Raw genomic sequence first — 26258 nt, 5'->3', positions numbered from 1 at the left:
AGCCGGGTATTCCCGGCTGCCGCCCTCCTGTCATTTCCGCACCGTACCGCTGAACAGTCACGTCCCGCAGAAGGTCATGTAGGTGCCGAAATCCTCAGGGGCACCTTCGGCGTAGCGTTCCAGGCCCGGCCGCTCGGCGAAGGGGCTGCCGACGGCCTCGAGCAACTGCTGCAGGGGAGCCAGGTTTCCGTCAGTGGCGGCGGACAGCGCCTCTTCCACGAGGTGGTTCCGCGGAATATAGGCAGGGTTCACGCTGTCCATCAGTTCCGCGTCGGGCCCCAGGGCCTGCCACCGCTCCGCCCAGGCGTCGAACGCTTCAAGGTCCAGGACCATGCCGCGCACGGGACGGAGGTCCCCCCGCGCGGCCTTGCCCAGGTTCCGGAAGAACAAGGTGTAGTCCACCGGCCCGTCCTTCAGGATGGCAATGGCACCGTCCACCAGGGCGGAGGCGGCGTCGCTGTCCGCATCCCCCGACAGGCCCAGCTTGGCCTTCATGCCGCCGGACCACGCCTGGCTGTACTGTCCGCGGAATCCGCCAAGTACCTCCACCGCGGGGGCAACCGCCTTTTCCTGGTCCCCGTCGATCAGCGGCAGCATTGCCTCCGCCAGCCGTGCAAGGTTCCATTCGGCCAGCACCGGCTGGTTGGCGTAGGCGTAGCGTCCGCTGACGTCGATGGAACTGTAGACAGCGGCGGGATTGAACACATCCATGAACGCGCACGGGCCGTAGTCGATGGTTTCCCCTGAGATGGTCATATTGTCCGTATTCATGACCCCGTGCACGAACCCCACCAGCATCCACCGGGCCACCAGGTCCGCCTGGGCGGAGACCACCGAGGCGAACAACTCCAGGTAGGGGTTTGGGGCGCCGGCAGCGTGCGGGTAGTGCCTGCCGATGGCGAAATCCGCCAGCCGCTTCAGCAGCTCGAAGTTTTCCGTGGCCCGCGCGTACTGGAAGCTGCCGACGCGCAGGTGGCTGCCGGCAACCCGCGCCAGGACCGCACCGGGCAGCATGCCGTCACGCCTGACCTGCCGGCCAGTTGCCACGACGGCGAGCGAGCGGGTGGTGGGAATGTGCAGGGCATGCATGGCTTCACTTACCACGTACTCACGGAGCATGGGCCCGACGACGGCACGTCCGTCCCCGGCGCGGGCAAACGGCGTGCGCCCCGAGCCTTTGAGATGGAGGTCCAGGAGGCGGCCGCCTTTGTCCGTGACCTCACCAAGCAGCAGGGCGCGTCCGTCGCCAAGCAGCGGAGAGTAGCCGCCGAACTGGTGGCCCGCGTAGGCCTGCGCCACCGGGGTGGCGCCCGCCGGAACGTGGTTGCCCACCAGGAGCCGCACCCCTTCGGGACTGCGAAGGTACCCTGGGTCCAGGCCCAGGTCGCGTGCGAGCCTGTCGTTCAGGACCAGGAGCTCGGGGCTGGGGGCTTCCTCGGCCTGCCAGGGAACGGCGAGTTCCGACAGTTCCCGGGCGAAACGGCCGTCAAAAGTGACCGTGGATTCAGCTGCTGCCGTCATGGCTTAACCCTATCGCCGTAGTTCCGCCCGCTGCTTCCCGTGCTGGTTGCCGGCGGCGGGGAACGGCAATGTGCTGCAGGTCCTCAGCGGCAATGACCGTGGTTCCGGGAGCCTGCGCCCGTGCCTGCTCCGCGAGGTGCGGGACGCCGTCGCCATAGCGTGCGGAGAAGTGGGTGAGCACCAGCATCCGGGACTTCCCGGACGCCGCAAGTTCCCCTGCCTGCCCGGCGGTCAGGTGCAGGTATTGCCGGGCCAGGCCGACGTCGTCGTCACTGAACGTGGACTCGGCCACCAGCAGGTCCGTGCCTGCTGCCAGTTCTTCGGCACCGTGGCACGGTGCGGTATCCATGATGAAAGCGAAGCGCTGGCCCGGCCTGGGAATACTGACCTCTTCCAGCCTGGCCGCTCCGAGGACCCCATCGCGCTGCAGCAGGCCCACGTCGGGCCCTTCGATGCCCGCCGCCCGCAGCCTCTCCGGTAGGAACGTGCGGCCATCTGGCTCGGTGAGCAGGTAGCCGTATGTCTCGATGCGGTGCTTGAGGGGCCGGACCTCAAGCCTGTCCGCCACGGCACCGGCGCCGCCATGTGGATGGAGCCTCACGTCAAGCCCGGGCGGGCTGAGACCCACCAGGGCCCTGACCACCTGGTCACCGGACGCCGGATAATGCAGGTGGACCGGGTGCGCCACGCCGTCCAAAACCATCCGGGAGAGCACCCCGGGAAGGCCGAAGCAATGGTCCCCGTGCACGTGCGTAAGGCAGATCCTGGTGATGGCGCCCGCCGCCACTCCCGCATGGATCATCTGGCGCTGGGTACCCTCGCCGGGATCGAAAAGCAGCCCTTCGCCGTCCCAGCGCAGGAAGTAGCCGTTGTGGTTGCGGGTCCGGGTGGGAACCTGGGACGCAGTGCCCAGCACTACGAGTTCACGCACCGTTGGAATCTGACGCTGCAAGCAACCCTTTGGCGTAGGCGGCCTGGCCGCCGTGCTGAAGGCAGTCCCCCAGGATGCTGACCAGCCGCACGCCCAGGGTGACGGGCGGATCCCAGCGCCTGTCGACCACACGGTCCAGGTCGGAATCCCCGATACCTTCCAGGACCCTGGCAGTCTGCCGGTGAACGGCCTGGTAATACTCCCGCAGGAGTTCCCGGGGCGCGCGGACTGCGTCCACCTGCTGGCTTGAGTGGCCGTAGCCCGTATCACTGTCCGCCAGCGGGAGCCCGAAGCGGGTTACGAATCCTTCGGCCTTCCAGACCTGCTCCAATCCCGAGGCGGACGCAACCTGCGCATCTTCCACCCGTCCCATGTGCCAGACCAGCCACGCGATGGAATTGCCTTGGCCTGCAGGACGCAGCTGCAGCTGCTCCTCATCCAGCCCGTCCAGTACCTGCCCCACCAGGCCGGGGAGGCGGTCAAACGCCTCGAGCAACAACTCCTTGGAGTGCATGGGTCTCCTTCCCTGCGGACCGGGCCCGGGCGCAGCCGGCCCCGGGATTGCTAGCGTTCCAGGTCGTCCGGCTCAAACTCACTGAGGGGCGAGCCGCCAAAGTTTTCCTCGTCGTCGCTTGCGTCTGCTTCCAGGCCTGTGGGATTCCCGCCGAAATCGACGTCGGCTGCTGCTTCACCCAGCGTGGGTGTGTCCGGCGGCACCTGCTCATCGCCGGAGCGGTACCGGGCCTCCGCGCTTTCGTCCCGCAGCGTCTGGTCGCTCAGGAAGTCCTGCTCCTCCCCCGAGACTGCTTCGTCCTGCAGCAGCGGGTCCTCCTGCCAGCGGTCCGGATTGTTCTCTGCAGCCCCGGGGTAGCTGTCAGGTTCCCCGTTGACGGGATCGAGCTCCAGTGACGATGCCGCGCCGGGAGTCTCGTCGAGAAGAACGTCGTCTTCCTGCACAACTTCCAACTCATCGTCGGGGACGTTCTGTTCAGTCATGATGATGCCTTTCTCATGGGCTCCGGGCGGATAATAGTAAGCATACTGAGGAACGGTATGCCTGTGAACAGCCACCGCATTTCTGTCCCAAGCGGACAAACGGCGGTTCCCGGCCGCGCGCCAAGGCCACAGGGCGGCCTGAACAGCGCTTCCGTGACTTTTGGCCCTAGAGTGCCGGTGGCGGCGGGGCCAGTCTTGAAAGGCAGGAAGACCAGTTCAAGACGACCAGGAAGTGCGGCCATGACATCCCAGAAACCCATCGCTGTGGGCACCAACGACTCAGCGCAAAGCCAGGCCGCGGTCCTGTGGGCGGCCCGCCGCGCCCACCGGACGCACCTGCCTCTGGTGATCCTCCACGTCGTCGACGACCGGTGGGTAGCTGAACCCTACCCCTGGTTTGGAACCCTCCAGCAGGCCGGCGAGGAACTGCTCAGGACCGCCGCCGGCAGGCTCGAAGGAACCGTGACGGTCACGCCGACTACGGAACTGCTCACCGGAAGCGTGGGCGGCCAGCTGGCCAAGTATTCGAAGAAGACCTCGATGATGGTCATCGGCTCCGGCAGCGGGCACCTTGGCGGGGCCCTCGCCGACCGCGCACTCCAGGTGGCGACCGCCGCCAAAGTCCCTGTCGCCGTCGTCGGGACCCAGGACCTCGAAGGCAGGTCCGGTGTGGTGGTCGGCGTTGACGGGTCTGCCGAGGCAACGCGGGCCGTCGCCTTCGCCGCGGCCGAGGCCGACCGCGAGGGAGACGAACTCACCGTCGTTTATGCCGTCAATGCGCCCGACCCCATCATCGACGCCGGCCTGACGCCGGGGGCGCTCGCGGACCTCATCGTGGACGAAGAACGCGTCGTGCTCTCCGAAACCGTGGCCGGGCTCAAGGAAGACTACCCGGACCTGACCGTGCACCAGCGGCTCGACAGGGAAAAAAACGCGGTGGACGCCCTTGTCGAGGCCGCCGCCGGGGCACGGCTGCTTGTGGTGGGCAGCCGCGGCCGGGGCGCCTTCAAGCGCCTTTTGCTCGGTTCGACCGCACACGGCGTGCTCAGGCACCTCCCGTGCCCCACGATCATTACCCGCACTGACACCGTTCACAGCCCCCTTTAGGCCGCAGCGCCTGCTGGTCCTTCTTCCCGCTCCACATCCTCCCCTACAGCGGAAGGTTCCACGCCATGAAAAAACCCGCCGCCATCATCATGCTGGTCCTCGGCATCCTGATCTCTCTTCCGGGACTGGCCGCGCTGGCGGGAGGAGCCGTGGCATCGGCGGTGGGATCGATCCAGGGGGACGGATACCTGACCTCCGGCACATCCCGTTTTTCCGTCAGTTCCTTTGCCCTCACCTCTCCGCGGGCCGAGGCCATCGGCGAGGATGTGCCGGGCAGGCTTCCTTTCGACATCGGTACCCTGCGGCTGCGGATTGCATCAATGACCCCCGACAAAGCGGTGTTCATTGGCATCGGCCCGCAGGCCGACGTCGAACAGTACCTGTCAGGTGTGCACCACTCGGAGCTGCTGAACATCCGGCAGCGGCCTTTCCGCGCCGAATACCGTGACGTTCCGGGCGGCAACCCCGCATCGCCGCCGGCCGGCCAGCGCTTTTGGACGGCGTCCGTTTCAGGCTCCGGCGAGCAGGAGCTGACGTGGAACATCACCCCGGGCACCTGGGAAGTGGTGGTGATGAATGCCGATGCCTCCTCCGGTGTTGATGTCCAGGCACAGGCCGGCTTCCGCTCAGACCTCATCAGGCCGGCAGCCACAGGCCTGCTGGTGGGCGGCCTCATCGCCCTCGTGATCGGTATTCCCCTCATCGTCTTCGGCGCCATGGGACTGGGCCGGCATGCCGGGCCGCCACCTGTTGGACCATCACCGGGCGGCCCGGCGGTGGCAGGCCCGGGGATGGCGGGACCGGGGATGGCGGGACCGGGGATGCAGGCGCCTGGGATGGCCGGACCGGGGATGCAGGCAGTGCCGGCCGCACCCGGAGTGGCACCCCCGCCGCAGCCGTTCACCGTGGCAGCCGAAGACCGCCGCGCCTACCCCGCAAGGCTTTTCGGTGACATCGATCCGGGACTGTCACGATGGATGTGGCTGGTCAAGTGGTTCCTGGCCATACCGCATTTCATCCTTCTCTTCTTCCTCTGGTTTGCGTTCGTCATCACCACCATCGTGGCGGGCTTCGCCATCCTGTTCACCGGCCGGTACCCCAGGGCACTGTTCGACTTCAATGTGGGTGTCATGCGCTGGAACTGGCGGGTGGCCTTCTACGCCTACGCCGCCGTAGGCACCGACCTCTACCCGCCGTTTACGCTCAAGCGCACCAATTATCCTGCGGACTTTGACGTTGACTACCCGGAACGGCTGTCCCGCGGGCTGGTGCTGGTGAAATGGTGGCTCCTCTCGATCCCGCACCTGCTCCTGGTGGCCGCGTTTACCAATACCACGTGGCGGTGGCGGGCGGACAACACCTTCGTTGGCGCCACCTATGAGCAAAGTGCGGGACCGTCCCTGCTGGGACTGCTGGTTCTGGTCGCGGCAGTGATCCTGCTGTTCACCGGCCGCTACCAGCGCCCGCTGTTTGACTTCATCCTCGGCATCGACCGCTGGATCTACCGGGTCCTTGCCTACACAGCGCTGATGCGGGACGAATATCCGCCATTCCGGCTGGACCAGGGAGCCACCGAACCTGAATGGCCCGGACCGGTGATTCCGCCGGCCGGGGCACCACCGGCGGGAGCCCCCGCGGCGCCGTGACCTTCGGCCCTAGCCCCGCAGCAGGCATCCGGGCATGATGGGCCTGACAGCGAGGGTCCGACGAGGGAGCAGACATGAGCATAGCCGGGGCACCAATTGCCAGGATCGTGGTGGGCGTCGACGGATCGGAACCGTCCCTGGAGGCACTTCGCCAGGCCCAACGGCTCGCCACTCCCCTCGGCGCCAAGGTCCAGGCGATCGCCTGCTGGGAGTACCCGCAGGTGTACTCGGGCTACGTCATGATGGGCATTGAGGGCTTCGAGGAAGGCGCCAAGAAGGTCCTGGACGACGCGATGGTGCAGGCTTTCGGCGCCGAGATGCCGGCCAACGTCACCTCGACCCTTGTCCGCGGCCATCCGCGTGAGGCGCTGATCGACGCCAGCCGGGACGCCGACATGATCGTGGTGGGGCGCCGCGGGCACGGCGGGTTCGGCGGCCTGCTCCTGGGCTCCGTCAGCTCCGCCATCGTGGCCCATGCCCACTGCCCGGTACTGGTGGTCCACACGCCCGAGAGCGGAGCCCACAGCTCCAAGGAGTCCTGAACGGTACGTCCGGGCGGGAAAGGTACTGACCTCCGGGACGGGTGATGGCATTGCCGCTCAGTGAGGCACGACGGCGGACACCCGCCATAGCGCTCGCCGCCGCCCTGGTGGTCCTCGCCATTTCACTGGCCCTGTTGCTCCCGGCGCCCTCGGCCGGTCCGCCGTCGGCATCACCGACGGCTCCCTCCCCGCTGCCCAGCGGCTCCAGCCAGCCCGGCACAGCCAGCCCAACCGTCTCCACCCCCGCGCCGGGGCCGCAGGAGACGGAGACACCCGAAGCGGGCCAGGCTCCCGTCGAGCCCCCGGTCGTCGTGCCGCCGGTTCCCGAACCGCAGCCCACGGAGCCACCGGCCGGCCCAACGCCACCCCGGGAGCCGGGTACTCCCCCGCAGCCGGCGCCGTTGCCGGAATCCCTCCGCGGCCAGGACCTGACCGTCATCCCGGGGGCAGGCCGGGTGGTTGCCCTCACCTTCGATGCCGGAGCCAACGCGGCAGGACTGCCCAAAATCCTGCCCACCCTCGCCGCCAAGGGGGTCGCCGGGACGTTTTTCCTGACCGGCAACTGGGCGGCGAACAACCCGCAGGCCGTAGCGCAGATCGTGGCCGCCGGGCACCGGGTGGCCAACCACTCCATGACCCACCCGGGCTTCACCGGGCTGGGCAACGACCAGATCTTCCAACAGGTGCGTGGTGCCGAGCAGGCCATCCTGGCAGCCGGCGCCGATCCAAGGCCGCTGTTCCGCTTCCCCTACGGCGAGCGGGACGCACGCACCATCGCTGCAGTCAACTCCCTGGGCTACGTGGCCGTCAGGTGGACCGTGGACACCCTGGGCTGGAAAGGCGCCAGCGGAGGTTCCAGCGTGCAGTCGGTGGCCGACCGCGTCCAGGCCGGCCTGCAGCCCGGTGAAATCGTCCTCATGCACATCGGGTCCAATCCCGACGACGGCACCACCCTCGACGCCGACGCCCTCCCCCGGATCATTGACCGCATCGCTGCCGCAGGATACGGCTTCACCACGCTCGATGCCCTGCCGGGGCAGTGAGGCCGCGGCACCATGGCGAAGACCCGGCCCTCCCGACGCGGGCACGTGCAGCCCCCACGGCCGGAACCATCCTCCACCGGCCGCCAACCGGACGCTGTCCCTGATCCGGCACACCACGGGCTGCCGGTCCACGAGGTAGTCCTGCTGCTGGAAACGGATGCGGCCAGGGGCCTTGGCCAGGAAGAGGTAGCGCGCCGGCGCGCCCAGTTTGGCGCGAACGAGCTTCCCCGGTCCAGGGGAGGGGGAATCGCCCGCAAGCTGGGGCGCCAGTTCAACAACCCGCTGGTCTACGTCCTGTTGGCCGCCGCCGCCGTCACCGTGGTCCTTGGCGCGTTCCTGGACGCCGGCGTCATCCTCGCCGTGGTGCTGGTCAACACGCTGATCGGATTCGTCCAGGAAGTCCGGGCAGAAGCGGCCCTGGACGCCCTTCACTCGCTTGTCCGCACCCACGCCACCGTCATGCGCGGCGGCGAACGGAGGCAGGTTCCCTCCGAGGACCTGGTCCCCGGCGACCTTGTGCTGCTGGAGGCCGGCGACAAGGTACCGGCTGACCTCCGCCTGGTGCGCCTGTCCGCCTTACGGGCGGACGAATCCGCGCTGACGGGAGAATCCGACCCCGTGCCCAAGGACGAGGTGGTCCTGCCCCCGGTCACGCCGGTGGCAGACCGGAGGAACATGCTGTACAGCGGCACCCTGGTGACCGCCGGCACGGGTGCGGGGGTCGTCGTCGCCATCGGCGGCGAAACCGAACTTGGCGAGATCCACCGCCTCATGGGGACGGTCCGGCCGGTGGCCACGCCGTTGACGGTCAAACTGGCACGCTTCAGCTCGACGCTCACCATAGCCATCCTGGCCCTCGCCGCCGTGGCCTTCGTTGCCGGGCTGGCACATGGCGAGCAGCCGGGGCAAATGTTTACTGCCGCCGTCGCCCTGGCCGTAGGAGCCATCCCCGAAGGCCTTCCTGCCGCCGTCACCGTGACGCTTGCCATTGGCGTCCGCCGCATGGCGCGCCGCCGGGCCGTGGTCCGCCGGCTGCCGGTGGTGGAAACGCTGGGCAGCACCACGGTGATCTGCTCGGACAAGACGGGCACCTTCACCGAGAACCAGATGACAGTCCGGGCACTCTGGACCCCTTCCGGGACGTATGACGTTACGGGTTCCGGCTACGGACCGGAGGGACGCATCGCCCCGTCGGCAGCACAGCACACCGGCGGCCGGCAGCACGTGGCGGATTCAGCGGAGCACCCGGCGGACGGGGACGCTGCGCTGCAGTGGTCCCTCCTGGGCGGTGCAGCCTGCAACGACGCCACCGTCCGCAGGGAGGGGCAGGGGTGGCACGTACGGGGGGACCCTACCGAGGCCGCAATGCTGGTGGCAGCAGGGAAGGGCGGGATGGACGTATCCGGCTTCCTGGCTGCCAACCCGCGGAAGCAGGAACTGCCGTTCACGTCGGAGCGGCAGTTCATGGCCACCCTGCACCTTTCCACGCTTCCGCACGGAGCCGGCGTGGCGTTCGTCAAAGGCGCCGCCGAACGGGTCCTTGACCTCTGCGGCACGGAAATGGACAGGTACGGTGCCAACAGGCCCCTCCACAGGCAGGCCGCGCTCAATGCCGCACATGCGCTCGCGGACAGCGGGCTCCGCGTGCTGGCCACGGCCATGATGCGCCTTCCCCCGGACAGCCGGCATCTCTCCGCCATCCAATTGCGGGGCCGGATGACCCTGACCGGGCTCCAGGCCATGCACGACCCTCCCCGGGAAGCGGCCGCGGCGGCAGTAGCGGCCTGCCGGCGTGCCGGCGTGGCGGTCAAGATGATCACCGGAGACCACGTGCGGACTGCCGTGACCGTTGCCGCGGCGGTGGGCCTGGCCACCGACCATGACAGCGGAACAGCCCTGACAGGCGCGGAGCTGGACGCCATCGCACCTGACCAGTTCGCCGATGCCGTGGAACGGGCCACGGTTTTCGCCCGGGTCTCGCCGGAACAGAAACTCCGCCTGATCGGGGCCCTGCAGTCCCGCGGACACGTGGCCGCCATGACCGGGGATGGCGTCAACGACGCACCGGCCCTCCGGCAGGCGAATGTCGGCATTTCGATGGGACGCACCGGAACGGAGGTGGCCAAGGAGGCATCGGACATCATCCTCACCGATGACGACTTTGCCACCATTGAGGCCGCCGTTGAAGAAGGCCGGAATGTCTTCGACAACCTGACCAAATTTATCGTCTGGACCCTGCCCACCAACATGGCCGAGGGGCTGGTGATCCTCGTGGCCATCCTGCTGGGCGCAACGCTGCCCATCCTGCCCACCCAGATCCTCTGGATCAATATGACCACCGCTGTTGCCCTTGGACTCATGCTTGCCTTTGAGCCAAAGGAACCAGGACTGATGTCCCGGCCGCCACGGCCGCCGGACCGCCCCCTCCTGACGTGGGCGCTTACCGTGCGGATCCTGCTCGTTTCGGCCCTCCTCGTCGCCGGGGCATGGTGGCTCTTCGAACATGAATTGGCCGATGGTGCCTCTCTTGCACAGGCCCGGACGTCCGCCGTGAACCTTTTCGTGGCCGTGGAGGTGTCCTACCTCTTCAGCTGCCGCTCGCTGACCCGGCCGGCGTGGCGGATAAGGCCGTTCAGCAACCGCTGGCTCCTGGTCGGCGTCGCGGTGCAGGCGGCCGGCCAACTGGCACTCACGTATGCGCCGCTGATGAACGGGCTCTTCCACACCGCCCCCATCAGCGGCGAAGCGTGGCTGCGGATCCTTGGCCTGGCCCTGCTCGCATCCGTGGCAGTCGCCGTGGACAAGCGTTTGCGGCGCCGCGGCTTCTAGTGCGCATCCCCCGCGGCTGCAGCATCCGGCATAAGGCGCAGCAACACCAGGCCTGTGACCACGGCCATCACTGCCGCCATGAGGACCGCCGCCCCCACGCCAATCACCGCGATCAGCCAGGCAGGCTGGTCCGGCTGCCACAAAGGCGGGGCAACCAGCATGAATGCTGCAAGACCCGCCGCCCAGGCCGCGGCGTTGCCGGCGATCCACGGCCACGCCCGCCGGACATGGTGCCGCAGCTCAAACCACTGGGCAGTGCCAATGGATCCGAGCAGCAGGATTGCCGCCGCGCCACCCGCAGTCAGCCGGAGCGGAAGCGGCCAGTCCTGCCATTCCCCGAAGGTGGACGGCAGCATGCCCACGGACCAGGCGAATGCCGCGGCCACCGCGGTCAGCAGGACCCAGCGGGCCGCGGAGATCCCCGGCAACCGGTTCCGCAGGACGCGGACCTGGAACCATCCCAGGACAGCTCCTTCGGCGAGGCCGGCCAGTACCAGGAGTGCAAATTCCGCGCGCGGCCAGGCAGTGGCCGCAAGAAACCACGCAAGGACCGGGGCGAGGAAGCCCAAGCTCTCGCCCAGGGTCGCCCAGCCCACCCAACGGGTGAGGAACGCACGGCGGGCTGTCCCGCCGTCGTACGTGCTGTCCGCAACGGCCACGGTGCCATCCTCCCTTTCCGCTTTACTCTCCTGCAACGGAACCGGATGCTCATCCAGATTCACCGTGCCCGCGCCGCCACCGCCAGTGCCATAAGCCCCCGGTGCGGAAGTTCCGCACATTCCGGCAGCCGAGGACCGGAGCCTGGTACCCGGCCCCGGAACAGGACTAATGGCTCTGCCCTGGACACCGGCAGAAACCAATACTGGAAGGGAAGGCGGACGGCTGGCGTCCGCCTCCACTTCAGCGGAGGTCGTGACGTGTACGGCTGGAACGACGGCATGGGCCTGTGGGGCTATGTCCTGATGAGCATCAGCATGGTGGTGGTCTGGGGAGCAATCATCACCGGCATTGTCCTGCTGGCCCGTTCCCTGCGGGCTCCCTCCCCGGGTGCACCCCGGCCCCCGTCGCCACTAACGGCAGAAGACGTACTGGCCGAGCGTTTCGCGCGCGGCGAGATCGACGTCGCGGAATACCGGAACAGGCTGGCTGTCCTGCGCGGCCAGCCGGGTACCTGAGTTCCGGTTCCCGCAGGCAATGGATAGTGGGTGCAGCTGTGCCGCTCTCTGAATTTGAAAAACGCGAACTCGAACTGATCGGCCATGGCCTGGAGGAGGAAGACCCCGGATTCGCGGCCCTGCTCGGAAGGGATGCCTTCGTACTGTCGCTTCGCACCCGCGTCAGGCGCGGACTCCTGCTTTTCGCGGCGGGCGTGGGCGTCCTGCTCCTTGGCCTGGTGGTCCGGGCGCCCTACCTGGGCATCGCAGGCTTCGCCGTCATGAACGGCGGAGCGTACTGGGCCATCAAAGACCTCCGCTGGTCCTTGCGGGCCAACCACCGGCACGTCGCCCAACTGGAAGGCAACAACGAATGAACACCAACAGCGGTAACGGCACGGAAGCCGGCTCCGAGGCGCGTGCGCTGCAGGCGGTGGAAGCCCACCATGCCGACATGCTGCGGCAACTGAACGCGCTGGTGGGACTGCTGACCGAGGCCGTGGAGGCACGGGACCCTGCCGCCGGACAGGAAACGCAGGCTGCGTTGCTGGACTGGTGCGACACGGTGCTGGTGCCGCACGCCTTGGCAGAAGAAGGGCCGCTGTACAGCGGGCCCCACGGCCTGCCGGAAGCGAAGCTGCTGGTGGACGGCATGCTGGCCGAGCATCAGGTCATCGTGGGCCTGGTTGATGAGCTCAGGACCGCCGAAGGCGTTGCTGCCGCCGTGGCCGCCGGGGCCATCCAACGGATTTTCGCCCTGCACCTGGACAAGGAGAACCGCCTCCTGATGCCCTTCATCATCCAATCCCCCGGCCTGTCACTCGCACAGGCAGTCGAAGGGCTTCACGAACTGGTGGGGGAAGGCGCGGCACACCATCATGGGGACGGCCAGCACAGCCACTAGGGCGGGATGACACGTACGACGGCGGGATGCCGGGTCGGTCAGTCAGGGCGCCTGCAATCAGGCCGCCGGGTCAGGGCTCCCCGTCAGGGCGCTTGCCTGGCCGGTGTCCCCCGCGCCGTCCGCCTCCGGGGCGTGCACCACCAGCACGGGACAGTGGGCATGGCTCACGCACGTCGAACTGACGGAGCCAAGGACAAAGCTCCCATGTCCCCGCCTGCCCACGATCAGCAAGGAGGCGTTGCGGCTCGCGTCGATGAGTACCGGCCCTGGCTTACCCCGTACCAGGCGGGCATGCACGAAGGCCGGCAGCTCCCCGAATGCTTCTTCCAGTGCCTGCTGGAGGACCTGGTGGGCCGCGTACTTGAACCCTTCGATCCCTACGGCGAGGTAAACCCCGTAGCCGGCCGGGACGTCCCAGCAGGCCCAGGCCTCAACCGTCGCTGACAGGGGCTCCGCCATGGCCCGGGCCACCCGGAGCGCGGCGATGGAGGCGTCTGATCCATCCACCCCAACGATGATCCTGGGGTGCGTTTCAGGGGCAGTCATGCCGGCTCCATTCACTGTTGTTGCCGCATTCCCTCCTGCGGGCATCCTGCAAGCGTCGTCCCCAGAATGGAACAAGTGCGCTTTCAGGGGTAGGGCCGAAGGTCATGACAGGAACAGGGCCCAGACTTCGGATGCCGCCCTGCGGATCGCCGGCGGACTTAGGTCCCTTCCGGCAGGACGCCTCCTGGGGAACAATGGGCTCAGGCCCTCCCCGGGGGCCGCCCCCGCACGAATGCGGGATTTGGTCCTGGAGATTTGGGAGCGATCAGTGCAGATGCATGAAGCTGGGTCTGAGGCGGCAGGATCTCCCGGGCAGGTCCGGGTGTTCATCCTTGATGACCACGAACTTGTCCGGCAGGGGTTGAAGGACCTGTTGGAGGGCGAAGGGTTCCTTGTGGTGGGCGAAAGCGGCTCGGCTGCCGAGGCCACGCGCCGCATACCCGCACTGCACCCCGACATCGCCATCCTCGACGGAAGGCTTCCCGACGGCACGGGAATCGAGGTGTGCCGGGACGTGCGTTCCCTGGACCCCCGCCTGCGCTGCCTGATACTCACCAGCTACGACGACGAGCAGGCCCTTCGAGGCGCTGTCCTGGCCGGTGCCTCCGGATACATCCTGAAACAGATCAGGAGCGATGACCTCCTGGCCGGAATCCGGAAGGCGGCTGCGGGCGAGTCCCTCTTCGATCCGGGAGTTGAGCAGCAGATCATTACCGGACTGTCCACGGCACACACCGATCCCCGCCTGGAGGGCCTCAGCGCACAGGAGAAGAAGGTCCTGGCCCTGATCGGGCAGGGCCTGACCAACAGGCAAATCGGCGACGAACTGTTCCTGGCCGAGAAAACCGTCAAGAACTATGTTTCATCGATCCTGGCAAAACTGGGCTTCGAGCGCCGGACGCAGGCCGCTGTCTACGTCACCAAGAGCTCCACGGACACTGCCTGAGCCGGCAGGTCAGGTGAGCCGGGCGGTCCATGTCACAGATGTGCCCTTGCCTGGCCCGCTCTCAATGATGCAACTTCCCTGCAACAACTCAGCCCGGTGGCGCATGTTCGCCAGGCCGCTCACCCGGGCAGGGTTGGCGAAGCCCCGGCCATTGTCGCGGATGAGAAGCTGGACCTCGTCCTTGCCCACCGCAACCGTGACCTCCACGTCGTCCGCGCCGGAATGCCGCAGCGCGTTACTGAGTCCTTCCGACAGCACGGACAGCAGATGGACGGCCACATCCTCCCGGATCGAGTCCACGGGGCCGTCCAGAGCCACCTTGGGGGTCAGGGCGTAGCTGCGCGAGTTTTCCCGGACCACCCGCAGGATCCGGCCCGTCAGCGGTTCGCGTTCCTCATCCGCCGTCCGGAGCGAGTAGATGGTGTCCCGCAGCTTGCGGATTGTTTCATCGAGTTCCGTGGTGACGGCGGCGATGCGCTCGTGCGCCACCGGGTCCACGGTGTAGCGGCGCAGGCTTTGGATGCTCAGGCCTGCGGCAAACAGGCGCTGGATGACGAGGTCGTGCAGGTCCCGCGCGATCCGTTCCCGGTCAGTGAACAGCAGGTTTTGTTCGCGCAGTGCGTTCACGCGCGCCAGGTCGAGCGCCAGCCCGATCCGGCTCCCGAAAATGGCACCCGACTCTGCGTCCGCCTGGTTGAAGGCGGCAGTTGCGTGTGCGCGGGCCAGCAGGAGAACGCCGTTGTCGCTGCTGCCATGCCCCAGGGAACACACGAGTACGGATCCGAGTTTCCCGGCCATTCCGGCCTCAAAGACCTGCCGCGGGTCCTTGGCCACAAAGGAGCCGCCGCCCTCGATCACGTCCCACACGGAGTGGGAGACCCTCCATTCCTGGCCTGCCTGGAGACCCTGCACACCAAGGCAGGACCGGCATCGAAGCACGCCTCCACCCGCCGGCACGGCCACCACTGCAAGTGCCGCATCCGATACCTTTAAAGCGGCGTCGGCAACGACGTCCAGGTTATCCGCGTCCCCGGGGCTGGACGCCATGATCAACCTGCTGCTGAGCTCCATGCCTGCTTCCAGCCACTTCTGCCGGCGCCCGCTGTCTTCAAAGAGGCGCGCGTTCTGGATCGCGACGCCGGCCGCCGCCGCCAGGGCAACGGCAAGGTCCTCATCGTCGGAGGTGAAATCCTCGCCACCTTGCTTTTCCGTCAGGTAGAGGTTGCCGAACACCTCGTCACGGACGCGGACGGGCACGCCAAGGAATGTCTTCATGGGCGGGTGGTTTGGCGGGAAGCCGGACGCAATGGGATGCCGGCCAAGGTCATGGAGCCGCAAGGGCTTTGGTTCGCGGATGAGCAGGCCAAGTACGCCGTGCCCCGTCGGCAGGTCGCCAATGGAGCGGATTCCGTCTTCATCAATACCCACCGTGATGAAGTGGCTCAGGGTGCGGTCTTCGCCAATGACGCCCATAGCGCCGTACCGTGCGCCGACCAGGGCGCAGGCCGAACGGACCAGGCGGTCAAGCACGGCCTCAAGGCTGAGATCCTCGGCGAGGGACACCACCGCGGCCAGCAGGGCGTTGATGCGTTCCTGGGTATCCAACTGTTCGTCGCCCCGGGCGGAAAAGTCCCTCAGCAGGTCTTCAACGGTGTCCCTAGTCGGCGGACGCCAGGGCTTCTCAGTGCTCACGTTCCACCTCCTGCGGCAAGAACCTGCCACGCTGCGGGTCCTTGGCGCGGTCCGGGGGTCCGGAACGGAAATGCCTGCCCCGGGCCGCAAGTCCGCCTTCACTTGGGCATGAAGACGCTACCGGCACAATTCTAGGAGGCCCAGGCGAAAATTACCTCCGACCGTCCCGGATGGGTGCCTTTACGGGCGCGGGACCTTCTTCCCTATCCCCGGGAGGTTTGCCGGTCCTAGGCTACGGCCATGAATACCGCAGCCACAGAACCTGACATCAAGGAACTCGGCGTCCACGATTGCTGGCGATACCTTCGTTCAACTTCCCTCTGCAGGATCGCCTTCTCCGAGGGGGACGCAGTGGAAAACTATCCGGTGAATTTTGTCCCCACCAACGGCACACTGCTCATTCGTACCGGCCAGGGAACAAAGCTCGCCTCCCTTGCCGACCGGAAAGTGGTAGCCGTCGAGGCGGACGGAATGAACCAGTACGGCACCATCGCCTGGAGCGTCATCATCAAGGGGCACGCCAAGGTTGTAACCGATGCGGAGGAAGTCCAGGACGCCATGGAGGCGGGCTTGTCCCCCTGGCAACCCGGCCAAAAAAATGTCCTGATCCGGATCACGCCGCAGGATATCAGCGGCCGGAGGTTCGTCATCGCGGCGCCGACCCATTGGTGGCCGGCCCGGGAGCCCAGCGCCGACTGACCCAGCGCCCACTAGCCCAGCGCCGACTGGCCAACGCTGATCAGGCCAACGCGGATCAGGCACGCCGGTCAGGGCAACGTCATCCGGCTCCGCTCCACGTCCGCACCACATCCCTTCTCCAGCACCCCCTAAGGATGGTCCCCCATGGCAACTGCCAAGCCAATCGCCGTCGGCATCACCAATACTTCGGCCTCCAACGCCGCCCTGTTGTGGGCAGCTGCCCGGGCCAACAGGCTCAAGTGCCCCCTCGCCGTCGTAAATGTGGTGGACGACCGCTGGATGGCCGCCGAAGTGCTTCCCTACCTTGAAGTCCTGCGTGAATCGGGGCTGGCGCTGTTGAAGGAGGCCGGTGAAAAAGCCACCGCAGCCGAACCCGGACTGCAGGTAACCCTCCAACTGCTCGAAGGAGGCATCGGGGCAGCCCTGGGCGACTATTCCAGGAATGCCTCCATGCTCGTCCTGGGCACCAGCGGCCACACGCGCGGCGCCCTGACGGACCGGGCCCTCCAGGCCACCGCCACCGCGGAGTGCCCGGTGGCCGTCATCGGCGACGCCCAGGAGGCAGGCCGCGGCATCGTGGTGGGCGTGGATGGCTCGCGTGAAGCAACACAGGCAGTGGCTTTTGCGGCCGCGGAGGCTGACGCACTGGGCGAGGAGCTGACCGTCCTATATGCCTTCACCGGCCCCAACCGCTGGATTGCGGCAGGGCTGCCGCAGAGCAGTTTCGCCACCCACGTCGTGGAGGAGGAACAAATCGTGCTCGCCGAAACTGAGGCGGGCCTCCGGCAGGACTACCCGGACCTCGTGGTCAACACCAGGATGGAGACCGTTCTTGAGCCGGCGGACGCCCTGATCCGTGCTGCATCCGGCGCCCGGCTGCTGGTCCTGGGCAGCCGCGGAAAGGGTGGTTTCGAAAGGTTCGTCCTGGGATCCACGGCACACGCAGTGCTGTCGCAGCCGCCGTGCCCCACCGTGATCACCCGGGTGCACAAGCAGCAGCACGCCGACTGACCGGGTCAGCTGCCTGGCCACACCATGACAATTGCCGGGGACAACGGGAGACCGGTCCCGGGACTGGACGTGAGCCATCCCCGGGACGGACTCTCCACCGCAGAAGTGCGGGAGCGCACTGCCGCCGGCCGTGTCAACAGCGTGCCAACGGCAACCAGCAGGAGCGCCTGGGAGATTGTCCAGGCGAACGTGTTCACCCTGTTCAACGGCGTGGTGGGAGGCTGCTTCATCCTCCTGCTGGTCCTTGGCCAGTGGCGTGATGCGCTGTTCGGCTTGTCCGCCATCAGCAATTCGCTGATCGGGATCATCCAGGAGTACCGGGCAAAGCGTTCCCTTGACCAGCTTGCCATTCTGCAGGCCGCCCGGAACACGGTGGTCAGGAACGGGGCCAGGGAAGTCGTCTCCTCGGACGAACTGGTCCCTGACGACCTGGTGGTGCTCAACGCCGGGGACCAGGTAACGGCAGACCTGGAGCTTCTTGGCGGGGCACCGCTTGAGGTGGACGAATCCCTGCTGACGGGCGAGTCGGAACCCGTTCCCAAAGCCGGCGGTGCCGTGCTGCTGTCCGGCTCGCTGATCCTCGCCGGCAGCGGCCGGGCCAGAGTGCTCCGCGTGGGACCCGACACCTTCGCTTACCGGCTGGCAGCCGAGGCACGGCGGTTCTCCCTTGTCAGGTCAGAGATCCGCAGGGGCCTGGAGAAAGTCTTTACTGTCATCACCTGGCTGTTACTGCCCACCGCACTGCTGCTCACGAATGCGCAGATGCAGGACCAGGGCGGATGGGCTGGAGCCATGGGATCGGGGCGGTGGATACCTGCCGTCGTGGGAGCTGTTGCCGGGATCATGGCCATGATCCCCCTGGGCCTGCTCCTGATGACAAGCGTGGCCTTTGCCGTGGGCGGCCTCCGGCTCGCCCGCCAGAAGGTCCTGGTCCAGGAACTCGCCGCCGTGGAGGTATTGGCACGGGTGGATGTCCTCTGCCTGGATAAAACCGGCACCCTGTCCTCCGGCTCCGTGGTGTTTGACGCCGTCCATGAGGCCGGAACGGTTCCTGCGTCCGGGTGGCGGCCGGCGGTGGAATGGTTTGGTGCCAATGCTGAGGCCAGCAGCACCGCTGCAGCCATCGGCGCGGCCTTTCCCGTGCGGGTTCCGCTGCAGGAGCAGGATTCCGTCCCGTTCTCTTCCGCCCGGAAGTGGAGTTCGGTGACGTTCGCGCCGGGCTCCGCCGCCTCCGGGACGTGGATCCTGGGAGCGCCGGATACGGTCCTCGGGTCCGCTGACTCTGCTGATGCGCACGCCAGGGCGGCGGCCCTCGCTTCCACCGGCCTGCGGACCCTGGTTCTGGCGCACCTCCCGGCGCCGCTGCCGCCGGGCCCCGCAGAGGCAGGCCTGCCGTCCGGGCTGGTGCCGGTCATGCTGCTGACCTTCCGGGAGAGCATCCGCCGGGATGCTGCCTCCACCCTCGACTACTTCCGCCGGCAGGGGGTGACCGTCAAGATCATTTCCGGTGACGATCCCCGGACCGTGGCAGCGCTTGCGCGCGGGGTGGGTTTTGGAACCGGGGTTGCCTATGACGCACGCACGCTTCCCCGGGATCCGCTGCTGCTGGAGGAAACGGTGGAGTCGCAAAGCCTCTTTGGAAGTGTGACCCCATCCCAGAAACGGGACCTGATCCAGGCCCTGAAGCGGCGGGGGCACACGGTGGCAATGACCGGGGACGGGGTGAACGACGTCCTGGCACTTAAGGATGCGGATCTGGGGATCGCCATGGACTCGGCCTCCCCCGCGACCAAGGCCGTGGCCCGCATGGTCCTCCTGGACGGGCGCTTTGAACGGCTGCCGGCGGTGGTGGACGAGGGGCGCCGGGCCATCAGCAACATTGAGCGCGTCTCCCTGGTCTTCCTGAGCAAGACTGTCTACGCCACGGTCATCTCCGTGGTGACCGGCGTCCTGTTGCTGGCCTTCCCGTTCCTGCCCCGGCAACTGTCCGCACTGGACGGACTGACCATCGGCCTGCCGGCGTTCTTCCTTGCCCTGCAGCCCGGCGGCCAGCGTTATGCCCCCGGGTTCCTGAGGCGTGCCCTGGCCTTCGCGGTCCCGGCAGGCATCTGCACGGCCCTGTGTGTCCTGGCGGTCAGCGCGTACGGGCAGTTGTGGGGCGGCCACAGCCTTGAGTCCGCCCAGTCCGCGGCAACGGTGACACTCGGTCTGGTGGCCGCGTGGATCCTGGTGATGGCATCACGCCCCCTCAACCGGATCAAGGTGTTGATCCTTGCCGGGATGTACGCGGGGCTGGTCCTGTTGTTCAGCGTTCCCTTAACGCAGGACTTCTTCCGGGTTGAGTGGCCGCCCGCCGGACTGCTGGCCGTCTCGGTTGCAGTTGGCCTGGCAGGGTGCCTGGCCATCGAACTGGTTGGCCGCCTGACCCGCCGGCCACCGGCGGGTCACGGCCGAACGGGGCTGGGACCTTTGCCTCTGGAGCCGGATTCATCGAAAGGGGATGGTGGAAGTGCCGGGCAACGCGATGGTCCGGCTTCCACATGAGCAGGAGGCAAGAATGACTGACCTGATGAAATGGTTTGATAACCGCCGCTCCCCCATCGATGTCATCGAACGGCTTTTCGAGGGTGACCTGGGGTCCTCCGCCATCAGGGTCGAAGAGATGGTGGACGGCAACACGCTGGTGGTGCGGGCAGAGCTGCCCGGCATCGATCCGGAGAAGGACGTGGACGTGACGGTTACGGACGGTGTCCTGACCATCAAGGGAGAACGGCAGGAAAAGAAGGAACACAAGGAGAAGGACAGCTACCGGTCCGAGTTCCGCTACGGTTCCTTCGTCCGGCGGATCCCCCTCCCCACCGGGGTGAAACAAGACGACGTAACGGCTGCATACAAGGACGGGGTCCTTGAAGTGCGGGCTCCCATGCCGGAGCAGGTGCAGGCAACCGGGGCGTCCAAGATCCCCATTACCAGGGGCTGAGCAGAGTCACGGTACGACGACGGTGCCTGGCTTCCGGGGAGACTGTCCCCTGGGGTGCCAGGCACTTTCCTGTGGCCGCCAGGGCAGTACGCGGGGACACGCAGTATGCCTTGGGCAGCGGGTCAGACGGCTTGTTCGTTGGCAGCCCGCGCCTCTGCTGCCGCAATAACCGGAAGCGTCCGCACGTACGTGTCCGGGTTCAGGGACACCGAATCGATCCCCTGGCTGACCAGGAACTCCGCAAGGTCCGGATGGTTGCTGGGCCCTTGTCCACAGATGCCGATCTTGATGCCGGCGGCATGGGCCTTGCTGATCGCCTGGGCAATCATGGACATTACTGCCGGATCCCGCTCATCGAACAACCCGGCTAGTTCCTCCGAATCGCGGTCCACCCCCAGGACCAGCTGGGTGAGGTCGTTGGAACCGATGGAAAAACCGTCAAAACGCTTGGCGAATTCCTCTGCCAGGACCACGTTGGATGGGATCTCACACATCATGTAGAGCTGGAGCCCTTCGGCGCCGCGGACCAGCCCGTGCTCTTCCATGGCCTGGATGACCTGGTCCGCTTCCCGCACGGTGCGGCAGAAGGGGACCATGACAATCACGTTGCCGAACCCGGCCTGCTCCCGGACGCGTTTGAGGGCCTTGCACTCCAGCGCGAATCCTTCCCGGTAGGCGTTGCTGTAGTAGCGGGAGGCGCCGCGGAACCCCAGCATGGGGTTTTCCTCGGGACGTTCGAAAGCGCTGCCGCCGATCAGGTGGCTGTACTCGTTGCTCTTGAAGTCGCTCAACCGGACGATCACCGGTTTGGGATGGAAGGGGGCGGCGATCTTGGCGATCCCCGTGGCCAGCACGTCGATGAAGTACTCCTGCGGGTCCTGGTAGCCGCTGGTGAGCTGCCGGATGAGCGCGGCCTCCTGGGGGTCTGACACCCGTTCCGGATGGACCAGGGCCATGGGGTGGATGCGGATCAGGTTGTTGATGATGAACTCCATCCGGGCCAGGCCTACGCCGTCCGCAGGCAGCTGCCACCACTTGAACGCGGCGGCCGGGCTGGCGATGTTGATCATCACGTCCGTGCGGGTGGCCGGGAGGGCGTGCATGTCCACGTCCTCCACGGAGAACTCCAGCAGCCCTTCGTAGACGCGGCCCTCTTCGCCTTCCGCGCAGGACAGGGTGACCTGGCCGCCGTCGGGAAGGACCTCTGTGGCGTTGCGCGTTCCCACCACTGCGGGCACGCCCAGTTCGCGGCTGACAATGGCGGCGTGGCTGGTTGTGCCGCCGTGGTCCGTGATGATGCCCGCGGCCCGCTTCATGACGGGAACCCAGTCCGGGTCCGTCATCCGGGTGACCAGCACGGAGCCGTCCACGAATGATTCGATGTCCTTGGCATCCCGCACCACGCACGCCTGGCCGCGCGCGACCGAATCTCCGATGGCGGCGCCGGTGACCAGGACCTTCCCGGGCCCTGCAAGGTGGTAGGTCCGGAAAGTTGATGTGCTCCGGCGGGCCTGGACGGTCTCCGGCCGTGCCTGCACCATGAAGAGTTCGCCGGTGACCCCGTCCTTGGCCCACTCCATATCCATGGGCCGGCCGTAATGTTCCTCCACCGCGACGGCCCAGCGGGCCAACAGGACAATCTCGCGGTCATCCAGTACCCGTGAGCTCTGCTCCCGCCCGGTCGTCTCCACCATCATGGTCCTGGCATCGCCACCGCGGCTGTACACCATTTTGCGTTCCTTGGCACCGACTTGCCGCTCGATCACGGGGCTGAAGCGCCGGTCTGCAAGGAGCGGCTTGAACACCTGGTACTTGTCCGGGTTGATGGTGCCCTGGACCACCGTCTCCCCCAGCCCCCAGGCGGCGCTGATGACCACCACGCCGGGAAAGCCGGACTCCGTGTCGATCGAAAACATCACCCCTGATGCGCCAAGGTCCGAGCGGACCATGCGCTGCACTCCAACGGACAGGGCAACGTCGAGGTGGTCGTAACCCTTCATTTCGCGGTAGCTGATGGCACGGTCCGTGAACAGGGAGGCGTAGCAGCGCCGGCACGCCTCCAGGACCGCGCGCTCCCCGGCCACGTTCAGGAAGGTTTCCTGCTGGCCGGCGAAACTGGCGTCCGGGAGGTCCTCGGCCGTGGCACTGCTGCGGACCGCAACGGCCACTTGGTCTTGCCCGGTGCGCTGGCAGAGGGCCCGGTAGTGCTCCTGGATGTCGGCAGTGATGTCCGCCGGGAAGGTGGCCTGCAGGAACAGTTCGCGGATCGCCGCCCCGGCCTGCCGAAGTGTTGCTGCCCCGGCGCGGTGGTCCTCCATGTGCTTCCTGATCCGGGGCTCCAGGCTGTTGGCAGCAAGGAAAGCGCGGTAGGCGGTGGCCGTGGTGGCGAACCCTTCCGGAACCCGGACTCCTGCCGGCTGCAGCGCACGGCTCAACTCCCCCAAGGAGGCGTTCTTTCCCCCTACGGAGGGGATGTCCGCGATCCCGGTTTCTTCAAGCCATTTGACGCTGACATCGGCCAGGGACGTTTCTGCAGCGGCGGTCATGGCTCGATTCTGGCCTTGGTGGCGCCGGGGCAGGCAGAGTCTTTGGTCCTAGCTCCGCCGCAGGCGCGCCCGGGCCGCTTTGTGGATCCAGTCTGCAAGAAGGACAGCGGGGGCCGCGAGAAGTGCCAGGAGGAAGCCCAGGGGAGGCGGCGGGGCCTGGCCCAACAGCGTGGCAAGGTAGGGCAGGAACAGGCACACCGCAAGGATGGCCAGTTCCGCCAGAACTGCCCATACCAGAAGCCGGTTGGTACCCCATCCCAGCTTCCAGGGCGGCACGGTGGCGCTCCGGCAGGCAAAGGCGTTGGCCAGCTGTCCCAGGACCACGGCGGTAAAGGCGGCGCCGGAGGCAGCCATGAGGAGCCCGGGCTGGGGAACCTGCCCCCGCATCCACCCGCCGGCAGCGAGGACAACGGAGAAGACGGCCATTTCCATGGCGGCCTCCGTGGGACCCAGGATGCAGAAGACACGGATGATCAGTTGCCGGTCCATCAGGTGCCGGCGTTCGGGCGGACGCGCCAAAACACGCCGGCCGGGCGGTTCCGCGCCAAGGGCCAGCGCGGGCAGCAGGTCGGTGCCAATGTCCAGGGCAAGGATTTGAAGGACACCGAGGGCAAGCGGGAAGTGGCCGCCGGAGAGCGCCCAGATAACAAAGGGAGTCAGCTCCGCCACGTTGTCGGTGAGATGGTAGGTGAGGAACCGGTGGATGTTGGCGTAGGTTGCCCTTCCTTGTTCGATGGCTGCCACGATGGTGGCGAAATGGTCGTCCAGGAGGACCAAATCCGCGGCCTCCCGCGCCACGTCAGTTCCGCTCCGCCCCATGGCCACGCCGATGTCGGCTTCGCGAAGGGCCGGGCCATCGTTGACGCCGTCGCCGGTCATGGCCACCACATGCCCACGGGCCTGCAGCGCCTTGGCCACGCGGAGCTTCTGTTCGGGCGAGACCCTGCTGACCACCACTCCGTCACGGTCCAGGAGTGCGCCGAGTATTTGCTCGTCCTCCGGAAGGTCTGCGCCTTCCAACACGTATTCAGGCGTTCCGGCAAGGCCGATCTGCCGGGCGATCGCTGCCGCCGTGGCCGGGTGGTCGCCGGTGATCATGGCGACCTTCAGGCCCGCCTGCCGCGCCGTTCGGATGACGTCTCCCACATCCGGCCGGGGCGGATCCTGCAGTCCGATCAGGCCCAGGAGTTCCATGTCCGTTTCAAGTTCTGCGGCAGGGCTGGTCTGCCAGGTTTCGGGTGCTCCCGCGAGACGCCGCCGTGCCACCGCAATGACGCGCAGGCCACGCGTTGCCATCACCTCTACCTGTTCCTTGACCTGACCCGGCACGGATTCACACAGTGGGAGCACGGTTTCGGGGGCACCCTTGCAAAACAGCTCGGGCCCCACAAGGGCAGACTCCCTGCGCCGCACCGGATCGAACGGCAGCCGGCGCGATGCCGCGGGCCCGGACCCGGCGCCTGTCAGCCGGCGGGCCAGCACGTCCACGGCAGCTTCCATCGGGTCACCCTGTGCACGCCACTGTCCATCGTGCAGCTCGGCCCTGCCCTGTGAAGCGGTGCGGGCGGCGAGCGCTGCCTGGGCCGCCCTGACCGTTCCCCGGCCCTCGATGTGCGCGTCCGGGTCATACCCCTGGCCCGTCACATGGACGGCCCCTTCCAGGGTGAAGACCTCGACGGCGTTCATTCGGTTCTGCGTCAGGGTCCCGGTTTTGTCGGTGCAGATGAAGGTGGTTGAGCCCAGGGTTTCCACGGCTTCAAGGTTGCGGACCAGGCCGTTGCGGGACGCCATGCGCTGGGCACCCATGGCCAGGGACAGCGTGACAGTGGGCAGGAGCCCTTCCGGGACCAGGGCCACGGCCACGCCGATCGAGAACAGGAAGGAATCCCGCCACTGAAAGCCCACCAGCAGCGACGCCAGGAAGAAGACCGCTGCGATACCCAGCGCCATGCCCGCAGTAACGCGGACAATCCGCCGCAGTTCCAGGGACAGCGGCGTAGGGGGAGGAACCGCTCCGCTGGTGAGGGCGGCAATTCCGGCCAGCCTGGTCCTGGCTCCCGTGGCGGACACGGCGGCCTCTCCGTAGCCGTTGACCAGGAAGGTACCGCCCCACGCCGCGTCACCTGCGGCTTTCGGCACTGGCTCGCTTTCGCCCGTCAGCATGGATTCATCCATTTCGCAGGCCGATGCTGACAGCAGGACCATGTCTGCAGGCACACGGTCACCGGCACTGAGCAGCACCACGTCGTCAACCACCAGCTCGCTGGCGTGGACCTTGCGCACCGTCCCGTCCCGCCGCACCACCACGTCGGCGGGCAGCAGGCCGCGCAGCCTGGCGGCGGCATGCTGGGCGCGTTCCTGCTGGATGTGGGCGAACACCCCGTTGACAATGACGACGACGATGATCGCCACGGCCAGCTGCGGCATGTCCGCAACGAATGCCAGCGCGGCGGCGCACCACAGCATGAGGGCGAAGAAGTGCGTCATCTCCCCCCACAGCTTTCGCCATTGCGGGACGGGTTTCTCCGCCGGGAGCTGGTTGGGGCCCGCCTGCTTCAGGAGCTGCGCTGCCCGTTCGGAGCTCAGGCCCTCCGCAGTCCTCACACAGCGTCCGCCTCCTGGCCCACCAGGAGCACCGGGCAGGTTGAGTGGGCCGCGCACGCCTTGCTCACCGATCCCATGGACGACTTAAGCAGGCCGCCTTCGCCATGCCTTCCAACAACCAGCATCTGCGCGCGGCGGCTCTCCTCCACCAGCACTTTCGCCGGAGGGCCGAACTTGATGGTCACGTCGATGTTTTCGGGCCGTTCCCCGGAGAAGGCCCGGCCCAGGGCATCTTCGACCAGGCGGCCGGCGGCGTCCTCAAGCCTGGCGGTGAACTGCCGGTCCGCCCCTTCCAGGCGGGACATCACCAGGTAGTCCGGCATTCCGACACATGAAATGACTTCCAGCCGCGTGCCCAGGCGGGCTGCCAGCGTGCCCGCATAGCGCAGGGCTGCGGAGGAGTATTCAGATCCGTCCACACCTACAATGACGGGTTTGGCCCCTGTTTCTGCGTTCATGGACACCACAATCCCGGCTGCGGGCGGCGCTGGGAAGGGCCAAAAGTCATGCCCGGCGGCCACACCACCTCCCGCTCCGGGCAGGCCTGGCGGAAGGAAGCCG

23 protein-coding genes are annotated in these 26258 nt (G+C 67.2%); 13 read left to right on the top strand and 10 right to left on the bottom strand.

The annotated features are described in order from the left end of the window. Positions 1 to 57: 57 nt before the first annotated feature. From AC6JAM_RS18215 to AC6JAM_RS18200, 4 genes are read right to left on the bottom strand one after another with little or no spacing between them, the layout of a single operon-like run. On the bottom strand, positions 58 to 1521 hold the full coding sequence (locus tag AC6JAM_RS18215; RefSeq protein ID WP_018769372.1) for a protein adenylyltransferase SelO: 1464 nt from the start codon (positions 1519 to 1521) through the stop codon (positions 58 to 60). Continuing rightward, on the bottom strand, positions 1505 to 2452 hold the full coding sequence (locus tag AC6JAM_RS18210; RefSeq protein ID WP_497935445.1) for a ribonuclease Z: 948 nt from the start codon (positions 2450 to 2452) through the stop codon (positions 1505 to 1507). The genes AC6JAM_RS18215 and AC6JAM_RS18210 overlap by 17 nt, the downstream gene beginning before the upstream one ends. Then, complete coding sequence (locus AC6JAM_RS18205) at positions 2445 to 2966, bottom strand: mycothiol transferase (protein WP_056390536.1); 522 nt, start codon at positions 2964 to 2966, stop codon at positions 2445 to 2447. Before AC6JAM_RS18205 ends, AC6JAM_RS18210 begins: the two co-directional genes overlap by 8 nt. A 50-nt stretch (positions 2967 to 3016) precedes the next feature. After that, complete coding sequence (locus tag AC6JAM_RS18200) at positions 3017 to 3448, bottom strand: hypothetical protein (RefSeq protein ID WP_018769375.1); 432 nt, start codon at positions 3446 to 3448, stop codon at positions 3017 to 3019. A gap of 240 nt (positions 3449 to 3688) precedes the next feature. Here AC6JAM_RS18200 and AC6JAM_RS18195 point away from each other — a divergent pair, with 240 nt between their 5' ends. From AC6JAM_RS18195 to AC6JAM_RS18175, 5 genes are all read left to right on the top strand, one after another. After that, a complete protein-coding gene (locus tag AC6JAM_RS18195) occupies positions 3689 to 4555 on the top strand; it encodes a universal stress protein (protein ID WP_144599785.1) in 867 nt (288 codons plus the stop codon). Positions 4556 to 4620: 65 nt separating this feature from the next. Continuing rightward, positions 4621 to 6201 carry a DUF4389 domain-containing protein gene (locus AC6JAM_RS18190; protein ID WP_497935437.1) on the top strand — a complete coding sequence of 527 codons (1581 nt, stop codon included), beginning with the start codon at positions 4621 to 4623 and terminating at the stop codon, positions 6199 to 6201. A gap of 74 nt (positions 6202 to 6275) precedes the next feature. Next, complete coding sequence (locus AC6JAM_RS18185) at positions 6276 to 6743, top strand: universal stress protein (RefSeq protein WP_056390546.1); 468 nt, start codon at positions 6276 to 6278, stop codon at positions 6741 to 6743. A 44-nt stretch (positions 6744 to 6787) separates the two neighbouring features. After that, complete coding sequence (locus tag AC6JAM_RS18180; protein ID WP_497935436.1) at positions 6788 to 7786, top strand: polysaccharide deacetylase family protein; 999 nt, start codon at positions 6788 to 6790, stop codon at positions 7784 to 7786. A gap of 12 nt (positions 7787 to 7798) precedes the next feature. Beyond that, positions 7799 to 10615, top strand: a complete 2817-nt coding sequence (locus tag AC6JAM_RS18175) for an HAD-IC family P-type ATPase (RefSeq protein WP_497935435.1) — start codon at positions 7799 to 7801, stop codon at positions 10613 to 10615. Here AC6JAM_RS18175 and AC6JAM_RS18170 read toward each other — a convergent pair. Further along, positions 10612 to 11274, bottom strand: a complete 663-nt coding sequence (locus tag AC6JAM_RS18170) for a hypothetical protein (protein ID WP_082581727.1) — start codon at positions 11272 to 11274, stop codon at positions 10612 to 10614. The two genes, AC6JAM_RS18175 and AC6JAM_RS18170, sit on opposite strands and share 4 nt — an antisense overlap. Before the next feature lie 258 nt (positions 11275 to 11532). Here AC6JAM_RS18170 and AC6JAM_RS18165 point away from each other — a divergent pair, with 258 nt between their 5' ends. The 3 genes from AC6JAM_RS18165 to AC6JAM_RS18155 are packed head-to-tail and all read left to right on the top strand — an operon-like array spanning position 11533 to position 12673. Beyond that, the gene (locus AC6JAM_RS18165; RefSeq protein WP_082581719.1) at positions 11533 to 11790 is read left to right on the top strand and encodes an SHOCT domain-containing protein; all 258 of its coding nucleotides are present in this window, start codon (positions 11533 to 11535) and stop codon (positions 11788 to 11790) included. Positions 11791 to 11828: 38 nt separating this feature from the next. Beyond that, positions 11829 to 12146 (top strand): DUF3040 domain-containing protein, encoded by a 318-nt coding sequence (locus AC6JAM_RS18160; RefSeq protein ID WP_018769383.1) that lies wholly within the window; start codon positions 11829 to 11831, stop codon positions 12144 to 12146. Then, positions 12143 to 12673 (top strand): hemerythrin domain-containing protein, encoded by a 531-nt coding sequence (locus AC6JAM_RS18155; protein ID WP_268003195.1) that lies wholly within the window; start codon positions 12143 to 12145, stop codon positions 12671 to 12673. Before AC6JAM_RS18160 ends, AC6JAM_RS18155 begins: the two co-directional genes overlap by 4 nt. Positions 12674 to 12730: 57 nt before the next feature. On the opposite strand, the gene AC6JAM_RS18150 is transcribed toward AC6JAM_RS18155, so the two are convergent. Next, on the bottom strand, positions 12731 to 13219 hold the full coding sequence (locus tag AC6JAM_RS18150; protein ID WP_018769385.1) for a universal stress protein: 489 nt from the start codon (positions 13217 to 13219) through the stop codon (positions 12731 to 12733). 274 nt (positions 13220 to 13493) lie between these two features. Between AC6JAM_RS18150 and AC6JAM_RS18145 the strand changes: the two genes are divergently transcribed. Next, positions 13494 to 14165, top strand: a complete 672-nt coding sequence (locus AC6JAM_RS18145) for a response regulator (RefSeq protein ID WP_051081367.1) — start codon at positions 13494 to 13496, stop codon at positions 14163 to 14165. 9 nt (positions 14166 to 14174) lie between these two features. On the opposite strand, the gene AC6JAM_RS18140 is transcribed toward AC6JAM_RS18145, so the two are convergent. After that, the gene (locus AC6JAM_RS18140) at positions 14175 to 15857 is read right to left on the bottom strand and encodes a GAF domain-containing sensor histidine kinase (RefSeq protein WP_497935432.1); all 1683 of its coding nucleotides are present in this window, start codon (positions 15855 to 15857) and stop codon (positions 14175 to 14177) included. Positions 15858 to 16097: 240 nt separating this feature from the next. On the opposite strand from AC6JAM_RS18140, the gene AC6JAM_RS18135 reads away from it, so the two are divergent. From AC6JAM_RS18135 to AC6JAM_RS18120, 4 genes are all read left to right on the top strand, one after another. After that, entirely contained in the window at positions 16098 to 16556 is a 459-nt protein-coding gene (locus AC6JAM_RS18135; protein ID WP_018769388.1) for a pyridoxamine 5'-phosphate oxidase family protein, read from the top strand. A gap of 144 nt (positions 16557 to 16700) precedes the next feature. After that, entirely contained in the window at positions 16701 to 17567 is an 867-nt protein-coding gene (locus AC6JAM_RS18130; RefSeq protein WP_018769389.1) for a universal stress protein, read from the top strand. A gap of 24 nt (positions 17568 to 17591) precedes the next feature. Next, positions 17592 to 20111 (top strand): cation-translocating P-type ATPase, encoded by a 2520-nt coding sequence (locus tag AC6JAM_RS18125; RefSeq protein WP_497935430.1) that lies wholly within the window; start codon positions 17592 to 17594, stop codon positions 20109 to 20111. A gap of 13 nt (positions 20112 to 20124) precedes the next feature. Then, on the top strand, positions 20125 to 20547 hold the full coding sequence (locus AC6JAM_RS18120) for an Hsp20/alpha crystallin family protein (protein WP_018769391.1): 423 nt from the start codon (positions 20125 to 20127) through the stop codon (positions 20545 to 20547). A 122-nt stretch (positions 20548 to 20669) separates the two neighbouring features. Here AC6JAM_RS18120 and ppsA read toward each other — a convergent pair whose 3' ends face one another. Genes ppsA through AC6JAM_RS18105 form a run of 3 tightly spaced genes read right to left on the bottom strand, consistent with a single transcriptional unit; the run spans position 20670 to position 26155 of the window. Beyond that, positions 20670 to 23093: a phosphoenolpyruvate synthase gene (ppsA, locus tag AC6JAM_RS18115; RefSeq protein ID WP_497935428.1), complete on the bottom strand. Its 2424-nt coding sequence runs from the start codon at positions 23091 to 23093 to the stop codon at positions 20670 to 20672. A gap of 48 nt (positions 23094 to 23141) precedes the next feature. After that, a complete protein-coding gene (locus tag AC6JAM_RS18110) occupies positions 23142 to 25697 on the bottom strand; it encodes a cation-translocating P-type ATPase (RefSeq protein ID WP_497935427.1) in 2556 nt (851 codons plus the stop codon). Next, positions 25694 to 26155 (bottom strand): universal stress protein, encoded by a 462-nt coding sequence (locus AC6JAM_RS18105; protein ID WP_026265787.1) that lies wholly within the window; start codon positions 26153 to 26155, stop codon positions 25694 to 25696. The genes AC6JAM_RS18110 and AC6JAM_RS18105 overlap by 4 nt, the downstream gene beginning before the upstream one ends. Positions 26156 to 26258 lie beyond the last annotated feature (103 nt).

It is taken from the genome of Arthrobacter sp. GmRoot5-12 (assembly GCF_059739365.1).
Note: the sequence above shows the minus strand (reverse complement) of the source record. Positions and strands in the feature narration are given on the sequence as shown.